At 66.8% G+C, this 16,220-nt stretch carries 19 protein-coding genes; 12 read left to right on the top strand and 7 right to left on the bottom strand.

From position 1 onward, the window contains the following. Positions 1–9: 9 nt before the first annotated feature. The 3 genes from flgH to QO010_RS00550 all read left to right on the top strand — a co-directional run bounded on the left by flgH (position 10) and on the right by QO010_RS00550 (position 1,859). The gene (gene flgH, locus QO010_RS00560; RefSeq protein ID WP_307344615.1) at positions 10–738 is read left to right on the top strand and encodes a flagellar basal body L-ring protein FlgH; all 729 of its coding nucleotides are present in this window, start codon (positions 10–12) and stop codon (positions 736–738) included. Positions 739–829: 91 nt separating this feature from the next. Beyond that, complete coding sequence (locus tag QO010_RS00555; RefSeq protein WP_307344613.1) at positions 830–1,303, top strand: hypothetical protein; 474 nt, start codon at positions 830–832, stop codon at positions 1,301–1,303. A 34-nt stretch (positions 1,304–1,337) separates the two neighbouring features. Beyond that, positions 1,338–1,859 carry a hypothetical protein gene (locus tag QO010_RS00550; RefSeq protein ID WP_307344611.1) on the top strand — a complete coding sequence of 174 codons (522 nt, stop codon included), beginning with the start codon at positions 1,338–1,340 and terminating at the stop codon, positions 1,857–1,859. A gap of 27 nt (positions 1,860–1,886) precedes the next feature. On the opposite strand, the gene QO010_RS00545 is transcribed toward QO010_RS00550, so the two are convergent. From QO010_RS00545 to QO010_RS00530, 4 genes are read right to left on the bottom strand one after another with little or no spacing between them, the layout of a single operon-like run. Then, entirely contained in the window at positions 1,887–2,153 is a 267-nt protein-coding gene (locus tag QO010_RS00545) for a hypothetical protein (RefSeq protein WP_307344609.1), read from the bottom strand. Positions 2,154–2,211: 58 nt separating this feature from the next. After that, positions 2,212–4,128: a 1-deoxy-D-xylulose-5-phosphate synthase gene (dxs, locus tag QO010_RS00540; RefSeq protein ID WP_307344607.1), complete on the bottom strand. Its 1,917-nt coding sequence runs from the start codon at positions 4,126–4,128 to the stop codon at positions 2,212–2,214. 42 nt (positions 4,129–4,170) lie between these two features. Then, on the bottom strand, positions 4,171–5,079 hold the full coding sequence (locus QO010_RS00535) for a polyprenyl synthetase family protein (RefSeq protein ID WP_307344605.1): 909 nt from the start codon (positions 5,077–5,079) through the stop codon (positions 4,171–4,173). Continuing rightward, positions 5,079–5,321 carry an exodeoxyribonuclease VII small subunit gene (locus tag QO010_RS00530; protein ID WP_307344603.1) on the bottom strand — a complete coding sequence of 81 codons (243 nt, stop codon included), beginning with the start codon at positions 5,319–5,321 and terminating at the stop codon, positions 5,079–5,081. The genes QO010_RS00535 and QO010_RS00530 overlap by 1 nt, the downstream gene beginning before the upstream one ends. Positions 5,322–5,388: 67 nt before the next feature. On the opposite strand from QO010_RS00530, the gene QO010_RS00525 reads away from it, so the two are divergent. Beyond that, positions 5,389–5,967 carry a GrpB family protein gene (locus QO010_RS00525; protein WP_307344601.1) on the top strand — a complete coding sequence of 193 codons (579 nt, stop codon included), beginning with the start codon at positions 5,389–5,391 and terminating at the stop codon, positions 5,965–5,967. Here QO010_RS00525 and QO010_RS00520 read toward each other — a convergent pair. Together QO010_RS00520 and QO010_RS00515 are read right to left on the bottom strand one after the other, a co-directional pair. Further along, the gene (locus QO010_RS00520; protein ID WP_307344598.1) at positions 5,930–6,553 is read right to left on the bottom strand and encodes a histidine phosphatase family protein; all 624 of its coding nucleotides are present in this window, start codon (positions 6,551–6,553) and stop codon (positions 5,930–5,932) included. The genes QO010_RS00525 and QO010_RS00520 overlap by 38 nt on opposite strands. Positions 6,554–6,599: 46 nt before the next feature. Continuing rightward, positions 6,600–7,520, bottom strand: coding sequence for a histone deacetylase family protein (locus tag QO010_RS00515; protein ID WP_307344596.1), 921 nt, complete (start codon positions 7,518–7,520; stop codon positions 6,600–6,602). A gap of 25 nt (positions 7,521–7,545) precedes the next feature. On the opposite strand from QO010_RS00515, the gene QO010_RS00510 reads away from it, so the two are divergent. From QO010_RS00510 to QO010_RS00475, 8 genes are all read left to right on the top strand, one after another. Next, positions 7,546–8,061 (top strand): GNAT family N-acetyltransferase, encoded by a 516-nt coding sequence (locus QO010_RS00510; RefSeq protein ID WP_307344594.1) that lies wholly within the window; start codon positions 7,546–7,548, stop codon positions 8,059–8,061. Between the two features lie 59 nt (positions 8,062–8,120). Further along, a complete protein-coding gene (locus QO010_RS00505) occupies positions 8,121–8,807 on the top strand; it encodes a hypothetical protein (RefSeq protein ID WP_307344592.1) in 687 nt (228 codons plus the stop codon). A 70-nt stretch (positions 8,808–8,877) separates the two neighbouring features. After that, positions 8,878–9,546: a hypothetical protein gene (locus tag QO010_RS00500; RefSeq protein WP_307344591.1), complete on the top strand. Its 669-nt coding sequence runs from the start codon at positions 8,878–8,880 to the stop codon at positions 9,544–9,546. A 74-nt stretch (positions 9,547–9,620) separates the two neighbouring features. Then, positions 9,621–10,331, top strand: coding sequence for a hypothetical protein (locus QO010_RS00495; protein WP_307344589.1), 711 nt, complete (start codon positions 9,621–9,623; stop codon positions 10,329–10,331). A gap of 34 nt (positions 10,332–10,365) precedes the next feature. After that, positions 10,366–11,025, top strand: a complete 660-nt coding sequence (locus QO010_RS00490) for a hypothetical protein (protein ID WP_307344587.1) — start codon at positions 10,366–10,368, stop codon at positions 11,023–11,025. A 91-nt stretch (positions 11,026–11,116) separates the two neighbouring features. Beyond that, the gene (locus tag QO010_RS00485) at positions 11,117–12,292 is read left to right on the top strand and encodes a vWA domain-containing protein (RefSeq protein WP_307344585.1); all 1,176 of its coding nucleotides are present in this window, start codon (positions 11,117–11,119) and stop codon (positions 12,290–12,292) included. A 58-nt stretch (positions 12,293–12,350) separates the two neighbouring features. After that, positions 12,351–14,213, top strand: coding sequence for a leucine-rich repeat domain-containing protein (locus QO010_RS00480; RefSeq protein WP_307344583.1), 1,863 nt, complete (start codon positions 12,351–12,353; stop codon positions 14,211–14,213). A gap of 78 nt (positions 14,214–14,291) precedes the next feature. After that, entirely contained in the window at positions 14,292–15,164 is an 873-nt protein-coding gene (locus QO010_RS00475; RefSeq protein WP_307344582.1) for a hypothetical protein, read from the top strand. A 2-nt stretch (positions 15,165–15,166) separates the two neighbouring features. On the opposite strand, the gene QO010_RS00470 is transcribed toward QO010_RS00475, so the two are convergent. Next, positions 15,167–16,180 (bottom strand): hypothetical protein, encoded by a 1,014-nt coding sequence (locus QO010_RS00470; protein WP_307344580.1) that lies wholly within the window; start codon positions 16,178–16,180, stop codon positions 15,167–15,169. Between the last annotated feature and the right edge of the window lie 40 nt (positions 16,181–16,220).

Here is a 16,220-nt window from a genome sequence, read left to right as displayed (position 1 = left end):
ACCTTCATCATGCGCGCCCTTTCCCTGCCGCTGGCCCTCCTCCTCGCCGCCCCGCTGATCGCCTGCGCCGGCGTTTCGGAGGCCGCCAAGGGTCCCCAGTTGAGCCCCGTCAGCTACCCCGCCGCCCTGGCCAGCCCCGCCCAGCTGCCGCCCGCCGGCCCGCAGCCGCCGGCGGCCTCGGCCAACAGCCTGTGGCAGGTCGGCTCGCGCACCTTCTTCAAGGACCCGCGGGCCGGCAAGGTGGGCGACATCCTGACCGTGATGATCAGCATCGACGACAGCGCCCGCACCCAGAACACCACCGCCACCTCGCGCACCGCCGGCATGAAGGCGGGCATTCCCCACCTGTTCGGCCTGGAAACCGCCCTGGGCCGGTTCCTGCCCGGCGCCTTCGATCCGGCCAGTTCGATCGAGACCAACTCCACGACCTCCAGCCAGGGGGCGGGGGCGGTGACCCGGGCCGAGAAGATCAACCTGACCGTCGCCGTCATCGTCACCAACGTGCTGCCCAACGGCAACCTGGTCATCCAGGGCACCCAGGAGGTGCGGACCAACAACGAGGTCCGCCAGCTGACGGTGACCGGCATCGTCCGCCCCGAGGACATCAGCGCCGCCAACACCATCAATCACACCCAGATCGCCGAGGCCCGCATCAGCTACGGCGGCCGCGGCGATGTCAGCCGCGTCCAGAAGACCCCGCCGGGGCAGTCTCTGGTCGAGAAATACTCGCCGTTCTGAGTGATGCAGGAGAGACACGCCCGGGCGCGTCTCTCCGCCATCCCGGCAACTCCTGCCGAGCCGCCGCGTTCTCCCGTCCAAGGAGGCGCCGATGTTCCGCCTGTTCTCGTTCTCGATCCTGTTCGCCATGCTGGGCATGGCGCTCGGCAGCTGCGCCACCCCGCCGGCCGGGGTCGGCGGCTTCGCCTGGAACTACCAGCAGAACGACGGCGAAGGCGCCAAGCTGGCCTATGGCGCGCCGCAGTCCGACGCGGTGCTGCTGATGATGAGCTGCGCCCCCGACAGCAACCGGGTGCAGGTCTCCATGCTGGGCGGTTCGGAGCGCGAAGGCGTGGTGCTGGCCTCGAACGGCGCCCGCGACAGCTTCGGCGGCCAGGCCCAGACCGACCCGATGAGCGGCGGCCAGGTCGTCCAGGTCGAGGTCCCGGCCAACGCCCCCAGCCTGACCCAGTTCGCCAGGACCGGCGAACTGACCCTGATCGACCGCGGCCGGTCGGTGCAGCTGTCGGCCCAGGGCGGCGAGAAGGCCGGCGTGAGCCGCTTCTTCGCCGACTGCCGCGCCTAGTCCCAGTCTTGCAGAACAGTGCTAAAAGGGCGGGATGAAACCCGCCCTTCTGCTCGCCGCCCTCGCCCTGGTCCTCGCCACACCCGTGATGGCCGATCCCGCCGCGGGACCGAGCGAGGACACCAAGTGGACCCTGACCGTCAATGGCGATGGGGCCATCCTGACCTACGCCATCCCCGACAGCGACGATTCCGGCCCCGGCTTCAGCTGCCCGGGCGGCGGCGATGTCGATATCTACTTCTTCGTCGAGCACCGCGAGGCGGTGAAGCAGGACGAGGCCGGCCGCTGGCTCGACGCCAAGGGCGAGCCCGGCCCCTGGACCACCAAGCTGACCATCACCTCCGGCAAGGTCACCGAGACCCTGACCGCCGACGTCGACGCCGACGAGATGAACGGCGGCTCCAGCCTGGTGGCCCGGGTCTCCACCCAGTCGCCGGTGCTGCAGGCCTTCGGGCAGACGGGGAAGATCGTCATGGAGGCCTATGGCGAAAAGTCGAAGAACCCGCCGGCTCCCCGAGGCCTGGCGCGGCGGTTCGTGTCGGTGTGCTCGAAATAGTGCGAGACCCCTGGCGGGGGTGATTTCCTAGGGCAGGCCCCGGAAATCCTCGACCGCCCGCGCCCGTTTAGCCACCCGCGCTTCCAGCATGTTCATCTCGACCACCACCCAGTTGGGCAGCAGGACCGCGACGCTGAACGCCGCCACGCCGATCAGCAGGTTGGGGTCCAGCGGCAGGTTCAGCCACCGCGCCAGCCCCGTGCGCGCGACCACGAAGACGTCGAGCGCCAGCACCACGCCGATGGTCATCAGCGGCGCGACATTGTCGACCGTCCACAGGCGGGGGCGGTTCATTCTGGTCCCTTCGCAGGCCTAACGAGACCTTAACAGCAGGGATCGGGCCAGATCGCGGTCAGGCGCGCCGCCCGGCCGCGCTGACATTGTCCATGCCCAGGGCCGACAGCGCCCCGGCCAGGATGCCTTCGGCGTCGAGGCCGGCCTGGGCGTACATGATGTCGGGCTTGTCCTGGTCCTGGAAGACGTCGGGCAGCACCAGGGTGCGGACCTTCAGGCCACGGTCCAGGGCGCCATGCGCCGCGAGCGCCTGCAGGACGAAGGCGCCGAAGCCGCCCATCGCCCCCTCCTCCACCGTGATCAGCGCCTCATGCTCGCGGGCCAGCCGCAGCAGCAGGTCGATGTCGAGCGGCTTGGCGAAGCGGGCGTCGGCGACGGTAGCCGAGAGACCGCGGGCGGCCAGCAGGTCGGCGGCCTTCAGGCTTTCGCCCAGGCGCGTGCCGAACGAGACGATGGCGACACTGGTCCCCTCGCGGACGATACGGCCCTTGCCGATCTCCAGCGGCTGGCTGATCTCGGGCATCTCCAGGCCCAGGCCCTCGCCGCGCGGATAGCGGAAACAGCTGGGCCGATCGTCGATGGCGGCGGCGGTGGCGACCATGGCGGCCAGCTCCACCTCGTCGGCGGCGGCCATTACCACCATGCCCGGCAGCGCGCCCATATAGCCGACATCGAAGCTGCCGGCGTGGGTCGGCCCGTCGGCCCCGACCAGGCCGGCCCGGTCGATGGCGAAGCGGACCGGCAGGCGCTGGATGGCCACGTCGTGGACCACCTGGTCATAGCCGCGCTGCAGGAAGGTCGAATAGATGGCCGCGAAGGGCTTCATACCGTCGGCGGCCATGCCGGCGGCGAAGGTCACCGCATGCTGCTCGGCGATGCCGACGTCGAACATGCGGCTGGGAAATTCCTTGGCGAAGATGTCCAGCCCCGTGCCCGAGGGCATGGCGGCGGTGATGGCGACGATGCGATCGTCGAGGCGGGCCTGCTTGACCAGCTCCTGGGCGAAAATCTTGGTGTAGCCGGGAGGGCCGGCGGCGGCCTTGACCTGCTGGCCGGTGACCACGTCGAACTTGACCACGCCGTGATACTTGTCAGCCGCGTTCTCGGCGGGCGCATAGCCCTTGCCCTTCTGAGTCACCACGTGAACCAGCACCGGCTTGCCGCTGAAATCGCGGACGTTTTCCAGCACCGGCACCAGGGCGTCGAGGTCATGACCGTCGATCGGCCCGACGTAGTAGAAGCCCAGCTCCTCGAACAGCGTCCCGCCGGTGACCATGCCGCGGGCGTATTCCTCGGCCTTGCGGGCGGCCTTCTGCAGCGGCTTGGGCAGGGCGCCGGCCATCTGCTTGCCCAGCTTGCGCAGCGAGGTGTAGCCGGCGCTGGAGACCAGGCGGGCCATGTAGGCGCTCATCCCGCCGACCGGCGGAGCGATGGACATGTCGTTGTCGTTGAGGATGACGATCAGCTGCTTGGTGGTCTCGTCGGCCTTGTTCATGGCCTCGTAGGCCATGCCCGCGCTCATCGAGCCGTCGCCGATGACGGCGATCACCTTGTTGGTCTCGCCCTTGGCGTCGCGGGCCGCGCAGAAGCCCAGCGCCGCCGAGATCGAGGTCGCCGCATGGGCGGCCCCGAAGGCGTCGTAGGGGCTCTCGGCCCGCTTGGTGAACCCTGACAGCCCGCCGCCCTGGCGCAGGGTGCGGATGCGGTCGCGCCGGCCGGTGAGGATCTTGTGCGGATAGGCCTGGTGGCCAACGTCCCAGATCAGGATGTCCCTGGGCGTCTCGAAGACGTGGTGCAGGGCGACGGTCAGCTCGACCACCCCCAGCCCGGCCCCAAGATGGCCCCCGGTCACGGAAACGGCGCTGATGGTTTCGGCCCGGACTTCGGCGGCCAGCTGCTTCAGCTCTTCTACGGAGAGGCCCCGCGTATCGGCGGGCGAGGCGATCTTGTCGAGGAGCGGCGTCGGGTGGGACATGAAATGACCGTGTGAGTCCAAAGAGTTGTAACGAAAGCGCGGTTAGCTGCGCCGGTCCAGCACCAAATCGACGCTGGCGCGCAGGAAGGCGGCGCGCTCGCCAAACGGATCGAGATGGGCCCGGGTCTGGTCGGCCAGCAGACGAATCCGCTCCTTGGCCGCCTCCAGCCCCAGCAGGGTGACATAGTTGGCCTTGCCCTTGGCCGCGTCCTTGGCCCCGGCGGCCTTGCCCAGCACGTCGGGATCGCCCTCGGCGTCCAGCACGTCGTCGACGATCTGGTAGGCCAGGCCCAGGTCCTGGGCGAAGGCCATCAGGGCGTGGCGCTCGCCGTCCTGGGCGTGGGCCAGGACCAGGGGGATTTCGAAGGCGTAGGCGATCAGGGCCCCGGTCTTCAGCCGCTGCATGCGGGCCACGGCCCCCAGGTCATCGCGCACCCCGATCAGGTCGATCATCTGGCCGCCGGCCATGCCGGCCGCGCCCGAGGCGATGGCCAGCTTGCGGATCAGCTCGGCGCGGACGTTGCCGTCCTGGTTGGTGTCGGGATGGGCCAGGATCTCGAAGGCGGCCGACTGCAGGGCGTCGCCGGCCAGGACGGCGGTCGCCTCGTCATACTGGCGGTGCACGGTGGGCCGGCCGCGGCGGACATCGTCGTCGTCCATGCAGGGCAGGTCGTCATGCACCAGGCTGTAGGCGTGGATGCATTCCAGCGCGCAGGCGGCCCGCAGCACCGGCCGCTCGGGCAGGTCGAACATCTTGCCGGTCTCGATGGCGAAGAAGGGCCGCAGGCGCTTGCCAGGCCCCAGCGCCGCATAGCGCATGGCCTCGGTCAGCCGCGATTCGGGCCCCTCGGCGCGCGGCAGCAGCGCATCGAGCGCCACAGTGACCAGGTCGGCCGCTTCGGCGATGCGCTGTGAGAGGCTCTGCTCTCCGAAACCGTCGTCTGGGGCCATCAATTGAACTCGGCCGGTTCCACGCCGGTGGGACCGCCCTGGCCAAGCACCACCTTCTCGACCCGCAGGCGGGCAGCCTCGAGCCGTTTCTCGCAATGGGCCTTCAGGGCCGCGCCGCGCTCATAGATGCCGATCGATTCCTCCAGCGGGGTCTGGCCGGACTCCAGGCGCTGAACGATGCCCTCGAGCTCCTTCAGGGCGTCCTCGAAGCTGAGGTTGGCGATGTCGGCGGTTTCGGTCATTGAGCTCCCCGGGGATTGACGACACCCTAGTGGCCGGGCGCCGTCGGGGCAACGGCGGAGGAAGCGGATGGATCGGGCGAAAGCCGCACAGGACCGCATAGAAGTCGAGCTGGTCCCGCACAATCCGCACTGGGCGGACATGGCGGACGCCGAGGCGGCGCGGCTGAAGGCCGCGCTGGGCGCCAACCTGTTGGTCGTCCACCACATCGGCTCGACCGCCATTCCCGGCATCGCCGCCAAGCCGGTCATCGACCTGTTGCCGGTGGTGGCCGACCTGGCGGCGCTGGACGCCAGCCGACCGGCGGTCGAGGCGCTGGGCTATGTCTGGCGCGGCGAATTCGGCCTGGCGGGCCGCCGCTATTGCGTCCGTGCGGACGAGACGGGCAAGCGCCTGATCCAGGCCCATTGCTACCAGGCGGATTCGCCGGAGATCGAACGCCACCTGGTCTATCGCGACTACATGCGCGCCCATCCGGACCAGGCCGCCGGCTACGAGGCCGAGAAACGCCGCGCCGCCGCCCTGCATCCCGACAACAGCATGGCCTACAACGACGCCAAGTCGGCCTGGATCCAGGCGGCGGAGAAGCGCGCGGCGGCGTGGCAGGGCGCTATCCCCGCTGGAAGGTCCGGGCTCGCCAGTATTTGAAGCCCTGGTCCTCGGTGCAGCGCCAGCCCTGCTTCTTCAGCGCCTCACCGATCATCGTGTTGAAGAACCCGTGGGCGACGACCAGCACGTCCTGTCCCCCAGCGGCGAGGTCGGCCAGCATGCGGGCGGCGGCGTCGGCGCGGGCCTGGGCCTGGGCCCGGCTTTCCTGGCCCTGGTGATTGTCGAAGAACCACCACCAGAACCGCGACCAGAACCCCCACATGCGCGGCGAGAGCTTGACCCACTTGGGCCAGGGCGGCGGCGGCAGGGGCGCCTCGATAAACAGCGGGTCCTGGGCAAAGGCCTTGCCGGCCGTGCAGGCGACGGCGGTCTCGACCGAGCGCGGGCGGGTCGAGGCGATCACCGCCCCGGCCCTGGCGGCGATGGCCTTGAGGCAGTCGGGCGCGGCCTGGCCGCCCCGCAAGCCCTTGGTTTCATAAAGGTCCCACCACTGGCGGTAGCCCTCGGCGGTCAGCCGGGTCTTGCGCGACAGATCGGGTTCGCCATGGCGCGCCAGAACGACCGCGCCGACCCGGGTGGCGGCGGTGGCGGCGATGGCATGGTCGGCGGTCAAAACGTCAGCCATGAATCCAGGTTGATAGCGGCGAGCTGAAACCGTCTCGCCATTCCCCTTATACCCCTTGCAACGCCCGCACATGCGCTGTGGCCGATTGGCCCAGCGCCGCCAAGTCGTAGCCACCCTCAAGCGAGGACACAATACGGCCTCTCGCACGTGTGTTCGCCACAGAGACAATCGCGCGTGTCGCCCAGGCGAAATCCTCGGCCTCCAGCGACTGGCTGGCCAGCGGATCGGCCCGGTGGGCGTCGAATCCGGCCGAGATCAGAATCAGGTCGGGCGCGAAGGCGTCGACCTGGCTCATCAGGCCTTCGAAGACCTTGCGCCAGCGCTCACGCGGGGCGTGGGGCCCGACCACGCCGTTGACGATATTGCCGACCCCGGTCTCGGAGGCGTCGCCCGTGCCCGGGTAGAGCGGCCGCTGGTGGATCGAGGCGAAGAACAGCGTCGGATCGGTCTCGAAGGCCGCCTGGGTGCCGTTGCCGTGGTGGACGTCGAAATCCACCACCGCGACCCTGGCCAGGCCCGCCGCCTGCGCCGCCCGCGCCGCGATGGCGACGTTGGAGAAGACGCAGAAGCCCATGGCCCGGTCCGGCTCAGCGTGATGGCCCGGCGGCCGCACGGCGCAGAAGGCTCGCTCCGCCTCCCCCGCCGCCACGGCGCGGACGGCGGCGGTGGTCGCTCCGGCCGCCCGCAGCGCGGCGTTGAGGCTGCCGCTGGAGAGGAAGGTGTCGGGGTCCAGCTTGACCCGGCCCGAAACCGGTCCGGCGGCCAGCATGGCCTGGATGTAGGTCTCCGGGTGCACCAGCCGCAGGTCGTCAAGCTGGGCCAGCGGCGCCTCCAGCTTCGCCAGGTCCAGGGCGTCGGCGTCGTTCAGGGCGTCCAGCACCGCGCCCAGGCGCTCGGAGCGCTCGGCGTGACCCTCCGGCGGGTGGTGGTCGAACATGTCCGGATGCGTGTAGAGGGCAAGGCTCATGACCCAACTCTAGCCGCATGAAACGATGACCGCACCTGTGATCCGCAGAGCCACCCCCGCCGACGCCGAGGCCCTCGCCGCCATCGGCGCGGAAACCTTCAAGGAAACCTTCGCCCACCTCTATCCGCCCGAAGACCTGGCGGCCTTCCTCGACGACGCCTACGCCCTGGACAAGACCCGCCGCGACCTGACCGATCCCCGCAAGGCCCTGTGGATCGTCGAGCGGGACGGCGAGGTGGTCGGCCACGCCCTGGCCGGTCCCTGCGACCTGCCCCACCCCGAGGTGACGCCGGACTGCGGTGAGCTGAAACGCATCTACGTCCTCAGGAAGCTGCAGGGCGACGGGACCGGCTCGCGGCTGATGCGCGAGGTGCTGGCCTGGCTGGAGAAGGACGGCCCCCGGCGGCTGTGGATCGGGGTGTGGTCGCAGAACCTGGGGGCTCAGCGGCTCTATCAGCGCTATGGCTTTGAGAAGGTTGGCGAATACGAGTTTCCCGTCGGGCGGATCCGGGACCAGGAGTTCATCCTGCGGCGGGGTTGAGACTGGACGGCTCCTGGAAGATCGCTCAACCTTGCCCCTCCTTGCCATAGGGGGCCCTCGTGAGAGTTGCTGCTTGCCTGGCGGTCGGACTGGCCCTGCTGACCAGCGCCGCCTCGGCCCTGGCCGAAGAGCCCAAGGCCTCGCCCGAGGCCATCGCGGCGGCCAGGGCCGAGACCGACCGGCTGATCGCCCAGGCCGGCGGTCAGGGGTTTTTCGTCAACGAGACGGCCGATGACCGGACCCTGATGCCCCGGCACAGGGCCAGCGGCATGGGCTGCCGGTTCGTGAAGACCCAGACCAACAGCATCGTGCTGGACGCCGCCGGGACGGCCGGCGAGGTCGCCACCTGCCGCAGCTATGACGCGCGCTACAAGGTGACGGTCACGGTCTCCGCCCGCCGCCTCGAGGGCGAGGTCAAGGACGCCTACAAGGCCTTCACCGCGGCCGACATCGCGGCCTATCCGGGCTTCATGCTGCAGCCGGACCTGACCCGGACCATGATGGACGCCAAGCAGCGGGCCATTCTCAAGCGCAGCTTCAACCGCTGGAGCCGCAAGGACGGCGATTTGCATCGCGCCGGCATGATCATCATCGACGGCCGCTGGGTGCTGACCCTGGACGCCACCGGGCCAGGCGACCAGGTGCAGACGACCGAAATCGTCAGCGACGTTGTCTGGCTGGACGCCATCATCGGCGCCCTGGCCCTGGCCATCGATGGCGACAAGACCTGGACCACCGGCGGCTGATGCGCCCTGAGGGGTGGACGGCGGCGGCCCGATCGCCCAACCTCGCGTTTCAGTATTTGGGGGAGCTTTCATGCGCGTTCTTCGGTCTCTCGCAGCCATGGCGGCGGTCGCGCTGCTGTACGGCCCGGCCCTGGCCGCCGACGCTCCGCCGCCGCCGCCCGACCCTCAGAAGGTGGCCGAGGCCAGGGCCGCGGCCGACGCCGCCATCACGCGCCTGGGGCTGGGCGACCAGTTCGAAAACGCCTCCGATGGCGAGCTGGCGCGGGTGCGGCACAAGGCCAGCGGCCTGACCTGCGACGTCGGCGACGATCCGGCCAGCTTCTTGATCGTCGTGGCGCCCAGCCAGCCCGCCGGCGATGATGTTTCCTGCAGTTTCGCCGCCATCGGCCAGACCACCCTGCGGGCCGTCCGCTACGCCAAGACACCCACCGTCAAGCAGGCGCTCGCCACGGCCATCGAGGGCCTGAGCGGCGATGTCGAGAGGGTCCAACTCTACAAGGGTCCCAGCATCTCGGCGATGAGCGATCTGACCAAGAAGCTGCAGATCGGCACGCTGCGGCTCACCGGCATCCAGAAGGGCAAGCCGGTCTTCGTGCGCCTCTCGGCCATGGTGATCGGCGACTGGGTCTATGTGCAGAAGATCGTCGCACCGGACGACATGGCGACGGCGGCCGATCTGCTGGGCGAGATCGAGATGGTGCTACAGGTGGCCGAACTGATGAAGCCGGAGGCGAAGTAGCGCCGGGTTCGGGCTGGACGCCGCCCACTACCTGGCGGATGCTGCACCCAGGTATCGCAACCGGGGGGACCGGCATGACCATTCGCAAGACCCTGGCGGCCGCCACGGCCGCCGTCTTTTTCGCCGGTTCGGCCCTGGCCCAAACACCTGAGGCGCCGCCTGCGGCTGCGGCGCCTGCGGTTCCGGTCGCCCCCGCGCCGCCCTCGCCGGAAGAGGTCGCCAAGGCCCGGGCCATCGCCGAGGCGGTGATCGGCCGGCTGAATATCAGCGACCTCTTCGAGAACGCCACCGACGACGCCATCCCGACCATCCGCCACAAGGCCAGCGGCATGAGTTGCTGGGTCGGGGCGGACACCAACGCCGAGGACGTCAAGATTTTCGACGGCCTGCCGCGCGGCGATGATGTCGGCTGCTCCGACAACATCGTCGAGATCACCCGCAGCCTCTACGCCACCCGCTATCCGCAAAGGCCGACCGCCGAGCAGATCGTCGCCAGTTCGATCCAGGCGATGAAGCAGAACTTCAAAAGGATGAAACCCTATGAGGGGCCGGGCGTCTCGCTGATGCGGGAGGACACCGGCGATCTGCCCAAGGTAACCACCGCCCGCTTCACCGCCGTCCTCAATGGCCAGAAGGTCTATACCCGCACCTCCGCCGTGGTGATCGGCGACTGGGTCTTCGCCCAACGGGTCACCGCCCCCGAAGAGCGCGCCATGGCGGCCGAGATCATGGCCGAACTGCAGCTGGTGATGCTGTTGATCTCGGTCGACGGCAAGCAACTCTGAAGCGCTGACGCGTTTCGGCGCCAGGGGGTTTTGCATGCGTTTTCTTCGGTCCCTGGCGGCAGCCGCCGCCGCCTTGCTCCTCTGCGGGCCGGCCATGGCGGCGGGGCCGTCCGACGCCGACGCGCGGGAAAACGCCGCCGCCCGGGCTGTTGCCGACGCCACGATTTCGCGGCTGGGCGTAGGCGGCTACTTCGAGAACGTCTCCTATGACGACCGCCCGATGCTGCGCCACAAGGGCAGTGGCATGATCTGCATCGTCGATGACGATTCCAAGGATTTCAGCATCACCTTGGGAAGGGCCGATGCGCCGGCGGACGATGTCACCTGCGCCGGCGCGAGCTTTGGTGCGGACTTCTCACGCGCCTACAAATCCGCCCGACCGCTCGACATAGACGAGGCCATGCAAGCGGCAGTGCAGGCCTTGAGAACCCAGATCGAGGACCTGAAGACGGAAGGCGGCCCGCCGCGCTCGGCTCGCGAACCGGTCTCGGGAACGCCGGTCGCCTTCGCCTTCTTCACCGGCCGCCGGGCAGGCAAGACGGTAACCGTCAGCGTCGGGGTCTTTGTCATCGGAGACTGGACCTATGTGCAGGAGTTCATCAGTCCGGACGAGACCGTCAAGACGTTGGCCATACTGGCCGGAGCCTGGATGGAGCTGGGGCTGCTGGAGATGAGGAAGTTCGACGCCCGATAGGCGCAGGGGCTGCTCGGACGCTGGACAACCGGGCGCCCAGCCGCCATCCTTCGACTTCAAACGATCGTTCGAAGCCTAAGGCTGCCCGCCCATGTTCATGCGCTTCTTTTCCGAACTGCGTCAGGCCAAGCTGCCGGTGACGCTGAAGGAATACCTGGTCCTGATGGAGGCCCTGGACAAGGACGTCATCGATCGCAAGGTCGAGGACTTCTACTACCTGTCGCGCTCGACCCTGGTGAAGGACGAGAAGAACCTCGACAAGTTCGACCGCGTCTTCGGCCACGTGTTCAAGGGCCTGGAAACCGTCGGCGAGGGCGTCACCAGCGAGATTCCGGCCGAGTGGTTGAAAGCCCTGACCGAGAAGTTCCTCACCGACGAGGAAAAGGCCCAGATCGAGGCCATGGGCGGCTTCGAAAAGCTGATGGAGATGCTGCAGGAGCGCCTCAAGGAGCAGAAGAAGCGCCACGAGGGCGGCTCCAAGATGATCGGCACCGGCGGCACCAGCCCCTTCGGCGCCAACGGCTACAACCCCGAGGGCGTGCGCATCGGCCAGGACAAGGGCCGGCACGGCAAGGCGGTCAAGGTCTGGGACAAGCGCGAATACAAGAACCTCGACGACAGCGTCGAACTGGGCACCCGCAACATCAAGGTCGCCCTACGCCGGCTGCGCAAGTTCGCCCGCGAAGGCGCGCCGGACGAGCTGGACCTGGACGGCACCATCAAGGGCACCAGCCGCAAGGGCTATCTCGACATCGTCATGCGCCCCGAGCGGCGCAACAAGATCAAGGTGCTGATCTTCTTCGACATCGGCGGCTCGATGGACAGCCACATCAAGCTCTGCGAGGAGCTGTTCAGCGCCGCCCGCACCGAGTTCAAGAACCTGGAATTCTTCTACTTCCACAACTGCCTCTACGAGAGCGTCTGGAAGGACAACCGCCGCCGGCACACCGAAAAGCTCAACACCTGGGACGTGCTGCACAAATACCCCCACGATTACAAAGTCATCTTCGTAGGCGACGCCACCATGAGCCCCTACGAGATCACCTATCCAGGCGGCTCGGTGGAGCACTGGAACGACGAACCGGGCGCCATCTGGATGGACCGCGTCGTGGACATCTACGAGAGCGCAGTCTGGCTCAACCCCACCCCCGAGCGCCACTGGGACTACACCCAGTCGATCGGGGTGATGAAGCAGCTGATGAACGAGCGGATGTATCCGCTGACCATCGAGGGGCTGGACAAGGCGATGCGGGAGCTGGTGCGGTAGGCGAAGTAGCGCTTGCCACAACCTATAATCGCCCTACACTTTCCCAGTGGAGGGTGGCATGGCTCGCGAAAACCTAACGAGACTCAGTCCGCTCAAAGCCCTTTCCGAAGCTCGGCGGCGGATTTTCGACTTGGTGGATACTGAAGGGACCGCTCTCGACCTGTCGGGCCTTCCAATTCGAACCATTCCAGAGGAAATCTCCCTCCTCTCCAATTTAACGTCGCTTAATTTATCCGATACCAATGTCGATACTATTGAAAAAATATCTAGTTTAGAGAATTTGTCGAAGTTAGATTTATCAAACACCAGCATATCGGACATCAGTAGTATTTATAAGCTGGCGAAATTAGCCGATCTTAATATATCTAATACGGCGCTATCTGACATCAAGCCCTTACGCCATCTTTCTGGTTTGACCTACTTAGATATGGACGACACGACTGTCTCTGACATATCCTCCTTATCCGAACTCAATGAGCTGAGCATATTTGGTGCTGACCGTACTAAGATTCGCGACGCCTCCCCCCTCTCGGGCCTACATAATCTTATCTATATAAGTTTGGACGATACAGAGGTTTCCGATATTGAATTCGTTCGGGAACTTGAATATCTTGAGTACTTATACCTGAGAAACACTTCAGTAGAAAATATTTCTCCGATTGAAGATTTGGAAAACCTCCAAGTTCTTGAGCTGCGAGGAACACGCGTCGAAGATTTTGCGCCGATAAGACATCTCACGTCACTTTCAGATGCTAGAGATCAATCGAGGCAGTCATTGAGAATAAGCCCCGCGAAAGACCGAGCTCTTTCCGACTATTCTAATCGTGACGGGCGCGATGGCACGGTCTTGGCTATAAATCTACTCCGTCGCCGTTCGGGAATGGGCGAATATTGGCCCCCGGATTACCAACCGCCTGAGGATTGGCCGCCAGAAGACGCGCAGCCCTCTTCTGTGGACCCATCAGAAGACATCTCCACATTGGGCGCGCCTGTTCCAGGCCCCTTCATTTTCAATTTGGCGGCCGGTCGAGTTTCTGCTTCTCCAGCATTTGGCACGCCCCGCACAACGACCTCAATCGCCGCTCAGCAACTGCTGAATGGTTTAAGAGAAGAGGCCCATGCCATAGCTTCCAGTTTGTCAGGCAATCGAACTGACCCGGCACTGGAATCAGCTATCCAGCGGTTACTTGATCAAATTGGTGTAGATGCAGAAAGTACACCGATAGGGTTTCTGCAGATAGGCCTAAGGCGCTTTCAAGCTCTCGCTGCTGCATATGGATCTTCTGACTACGAAGCTGATAGGACCGTAAGCGGACTGCTAAATGGCCTGGCGCTCGCATTGGAGGACTTCGCATCCCTCTATCCCTCCGTCGCGGAAATCGAGGCCAATCGCTTGGCCTTGGCTTTTATGGACCCGGCTGATGCTGAGGCAGTTGAACAAGCTCTAGATCAAGCCGAATTGCTGGCAAGTAGCTCTTCAGCAGTAGATCCTTCAGCAACCCAGGCTTTGCATGCCGGCCGGGAGGAGATCGAAGCCCTTAAGGTCGCTATCGTATTACCTATTATCGGCACAGACGCTCGCGCAGCCGCGATACGGCGGAGATCCGAAATTCTAGGTCTTCGACTGTTGTCGCTTTGGAACTTCGGGGCCGTCACGGTAAAGGCGGCAACCCATGAGATATCAGGTCTAACAGAGGATTCATGGAAAGAAATACGTAAGCAAACGCCGCCGTCAGTTGGGAAGGCCGTTGCAGATACAATAGGTGGCGCCGTGCAAATTGGTATGGCTGTCTTGGCAGTTAAGCTAGTAGGGCCTTTGGGTGGGTTAGTCTTGAGCGCGCCGGCCTTCAAAGTACTCCTTGCCAAGGCTAAAGCCGTGGAGAAACTTCTAAATGAAGGTTCGGAAAAATCCGAATTGTAGTGTGCCCCTTTCCCCTTGCAACCCCGCCCGTTCCCCGCGACTCTGCCCTTGAATTTTTGACTACCGGGGGAATTCACAATGAGTGCTGCGACCTGGGCCATCCTGCTGATCGCGGGACTGGCGGCGGTTGGGGTGGCCGTCGGGGCTATCGTTTCGACCATCTTCAAAGGCGGCAAGGCGGGGCTGGTCGGGCTCGGCGCCCTGTTCGGCCTCGTCGGCGCGGCCGGCGGCTGGTGGATGAACCAGCATGACATGCAGCCGCGCCTGGCCTTCGAGGCGGCGGCCAGGGCGGCGGATGCTTCGCCGGACGTGGCGGCCCTGAAGCGCTACTACCCCACCGACTACACCAACATGCAGCGGGCCCTGGCGGCGGCGGCGGGGGACCGGTCGGGGGCGGCGGGGGCGCAGTATCTGATCCGCCTGCACATCCGCGACGTGATGACCCGCCAGGTCAAGCTGGGCGGCGACAAGGAGCTGGTGGCGCTGATGACCCTGACCCGCGACGAAGCCACGGCGCTGAGCGCCAAATCGCCGGGCTATTGCCTGGCCTATTTCGCCGGCGGCCGGCTGAACTTCGATCCGGCCAAGGTGTTGCCCTCCGCCCTGGTGCAGCGCGACGCCGCCGTCGCCGCCACCCTGTTCCAGCAGACCGCCACCAACCCGCAGAAGGACGCGGCCGGGGCGCATGCCGACGAGTTCACCTGGGCCAGCCGCGGCCGGGCCTGGGACGAGGACAACGCCCGCAAGGGGGTGGCCGCCAGGGCGCTGTCGCAGTTCCCGGCCGCCGACCAGGCGCAGCTGGCCCTGCTGGCCAAGCGCCGGGTCAACCTGGATGGCCAGACGGCGCTGCAGACCAAGCTGTGCAAATACAAGATCGCCCTGCTGGACGAGGCCCTCAAACTGCAGCCGGCCCAGGCGGCGATGGTCTATCGCCTCAACCAGGGGACCTAGTTCTAGGGCCGATCCGCCGCGGCGACCCGCGCGGTGTTGGCCAGGCAGACGACCAGCAAGGCCAGGAAGCTGTTGACCTCGCGCCGCAGGCCCGAGCGCACCCGGACCGTCCCGTCCTGGCCCCGCGCCAGCATGCCGGCCCGGACCGTGTCGTCCAGGAGCCGCTGCAGATGCATCCGCGACACGCCGCTGCGGCGGGCCAGGTCATTGACGCTGACCGGGAAGGCGCCGGCCGGCGGCCAGACCCCGGCCTGGGGCGCTGACAGCAGCAGGGTCCAGAGCATCACCAGCCCCGACCGGCGGCGGGAGATCAGGTTGAACGGCGGCGGCTGCTGGGGCCGCAGCAGCAGGGTCGCCGCCAGCAGACCCTCGCCGGTCAGGGCCACGAAGCGGGCGAAGACCTGGGGATCGCCGATCCGGTCGGCGACCTGCGCGGCCTCGGGACGCAGCGGGGCGATGGCGCGGAGCTGGGCGGTGAAATAGGCGCGGAAGGCCGAGCGCATCCGCTCGGTCGGCCGGTAGAGCCTGGCCCGGCCATCGTCGGGGGCCTCGCCGGCCGGCTCGATGTAGGCCAGGAACTGCAGCCAGGCGAGCAGGGCGTAGGCATGGGTCCGGCCGCCGGTATGGCTGGCCTCCCACAGGGCCGTCAGCCGGCTGTGGGTCAGGCCGCCCGGCGTGGCGTCCAGGTAGAGGGCCCACATCGCCCCCACCAGCCGGGTCACATCCCGCAGCGCCTTGTCGATCAGCCCGCCCCCGCCGCCCGAGCCCAGCTCGGCCAGGGTGCGGGCCACGCCCGGATAGGCAGGATCGTTCAGCACCCGCAGCAGCTCGGCCTCGCGGACATCGTGGGCGATGGCGGTCAGGGTCTCCTCGGAGACCACGTGGGTGGGGATGGCCGTGCCCAGGCGCCGGCGCACCCGCTCCAGCTGCTCGCCACGAATCTGGGCGATGCGCGCGGCCAGGCGGCCGTCGTCGACCGTCAGATCGGCGTCATTCGCCCGCTCTGTCTCCGCCAAGCTCAACCTGCCCCCCGGGACCATCCCTAGCCGGCGCATC

It is taken from the genome of Caulobacter ginsengisoli (genome assembly GCF_030814835.1).
GTDB lineage: Bacteria > Pseudomonadota > Alphaproteobacteria > Caulobacterales > Caulobacteraceae > Caulobacter > Caulobacter ginsengisoli.
Note: the sequence above shows the minus strand (reverse complement) of the source record. Positions and strands in the feature narration are given on the sequence as shown.

What these genes read in the sequence shown, in the direction of transcription:
- flgH (WP_307344615.1), top strand. Translation starts at nt 10, where the DNA reads ATGCGCGCCCTTTCCCTGCCGCTGGCCCTCCTCCTCGCCGCCCCGCTG.
- QO010_RS00555 (WP_307344613.1), top strand. Translation starts at nt 830, where the DNA reads ATGTTCCGCCTGTTCTCGTTCTCGATCCTGTTCGCCATGCTGGGCATG.
- QO010_RS00550 (WP_307344611.1), top strand. Translation starts at nt 1,338, where the DNA reads ATGAAACCCGCCCTTCTGCTCGCCGCCCTCGCCCTGGTCCTCGCCACA.
- QO010_RS00545 (WP_307344609.1), bottom strand. Translation starts at nt 2,153, where the DNA reads ATGAACCGCCCCCGCCTGTGGACGGTCGACAATGTCGCGCCGCTGATG.
- dxs (WP_307344607.1), bottom strand. Translation starts at nt 4,128, where the DNA reads ATGTCCCACCCGACGCCGCTCCTCGACAAGATCGCCTCGCCCGCCGAT.
- QO010_RS00535 (WP_307344605.1), bottom strand. Translation starts at nt 5,079, where the DNA reads ATGGCCCCAGACGACGGTTTCGGAGAGCAGAGCCTCTCACAGCGCATC.
- QO010_RS00530 (WP_307344603.1), bottom strand. Translation starts at nt 5,321, where the DNA reads ATGACCGAAACCGCCGACATCGCCAACCTCAGCTTCGAGGACGCCCTG.
- QO010_RS00525 (WP_307344601.1), top strand. Translation starts at nt 5,389, where the DNA reads ATGGATCGGGCGAAAGCCGCACAGGACCGCATAGAAGTCGAGCTGGTC.
- QO010_RS00520 (WP_307344598.1), bottom strand. Translation starts at nt 6,553, where the DNA reads ATGGCTGACGTTTTGACCGCCGACCATGCCATCGCCGCCACCGCCGCC.
- QO010_RS00515 (WP_307344596.1), bottom strand. Translation starts at nt 7,520, where the DNA reads ATGAGCCTTGCCCTCTACACGCATCCGGACATGTTCGACCACCACCCG.
- QO010_RS00510 (WP_307344594.1), top strand. Translation starts at nt 7,546, where the DNA reads ATGACCGCACCTGTGATCCGCAGAGCCACCCCCGCCGACGCCGAGGCC.
- QO010_RS00500 (WP_307344591.1), top strand. Translation starts at nt 8,878, where the DNA reads ATGCGCGTTCTTCGGTCTCTCGCAGCCATGGCGGCGGTCGCGCTGCTG.
- QO010_RS00495 (WP_307344589.1), top strand. Translation starts at nt 9,621, where the DNA reads ATGACCATTCGCAAGACCCTGGCGGCCGCCACGGCCGCCGTCTTTTTC.
- QO010_RS00490 (WP_307344587.1), top strand. Translation starts at nt 10,366, where the DNA reads ATGCGTTTTCTTCGGTCCCTGGCGGCAGCCGCCGCCGCCTTGCTCCTC.
- QO010_RS00485 (WP_307344585.1), top strand. Translation starts at nt 11,117, where the DNA reads ATGTTCATGCGCTTCTTTTCCGAACTGCGTCAGGCCAAGCTGCCGGTG.
- QO010_RS00480 (WP_307344583.1), top strand. Translation starts at nt 12,351, where the DNA reads ATGGCTCGCGAAAACCTAACGAGACTCAGTCCGCTCAAAGCCCTTTCC.
- QO010_RS00475 (WP_307344582.1), top strand. Translation starts at nt 14,292, where the DNA reads ATGAGTGCTGCGACCTGGGCCATCCTGCTGATCGCGGGACTGGCGGCG.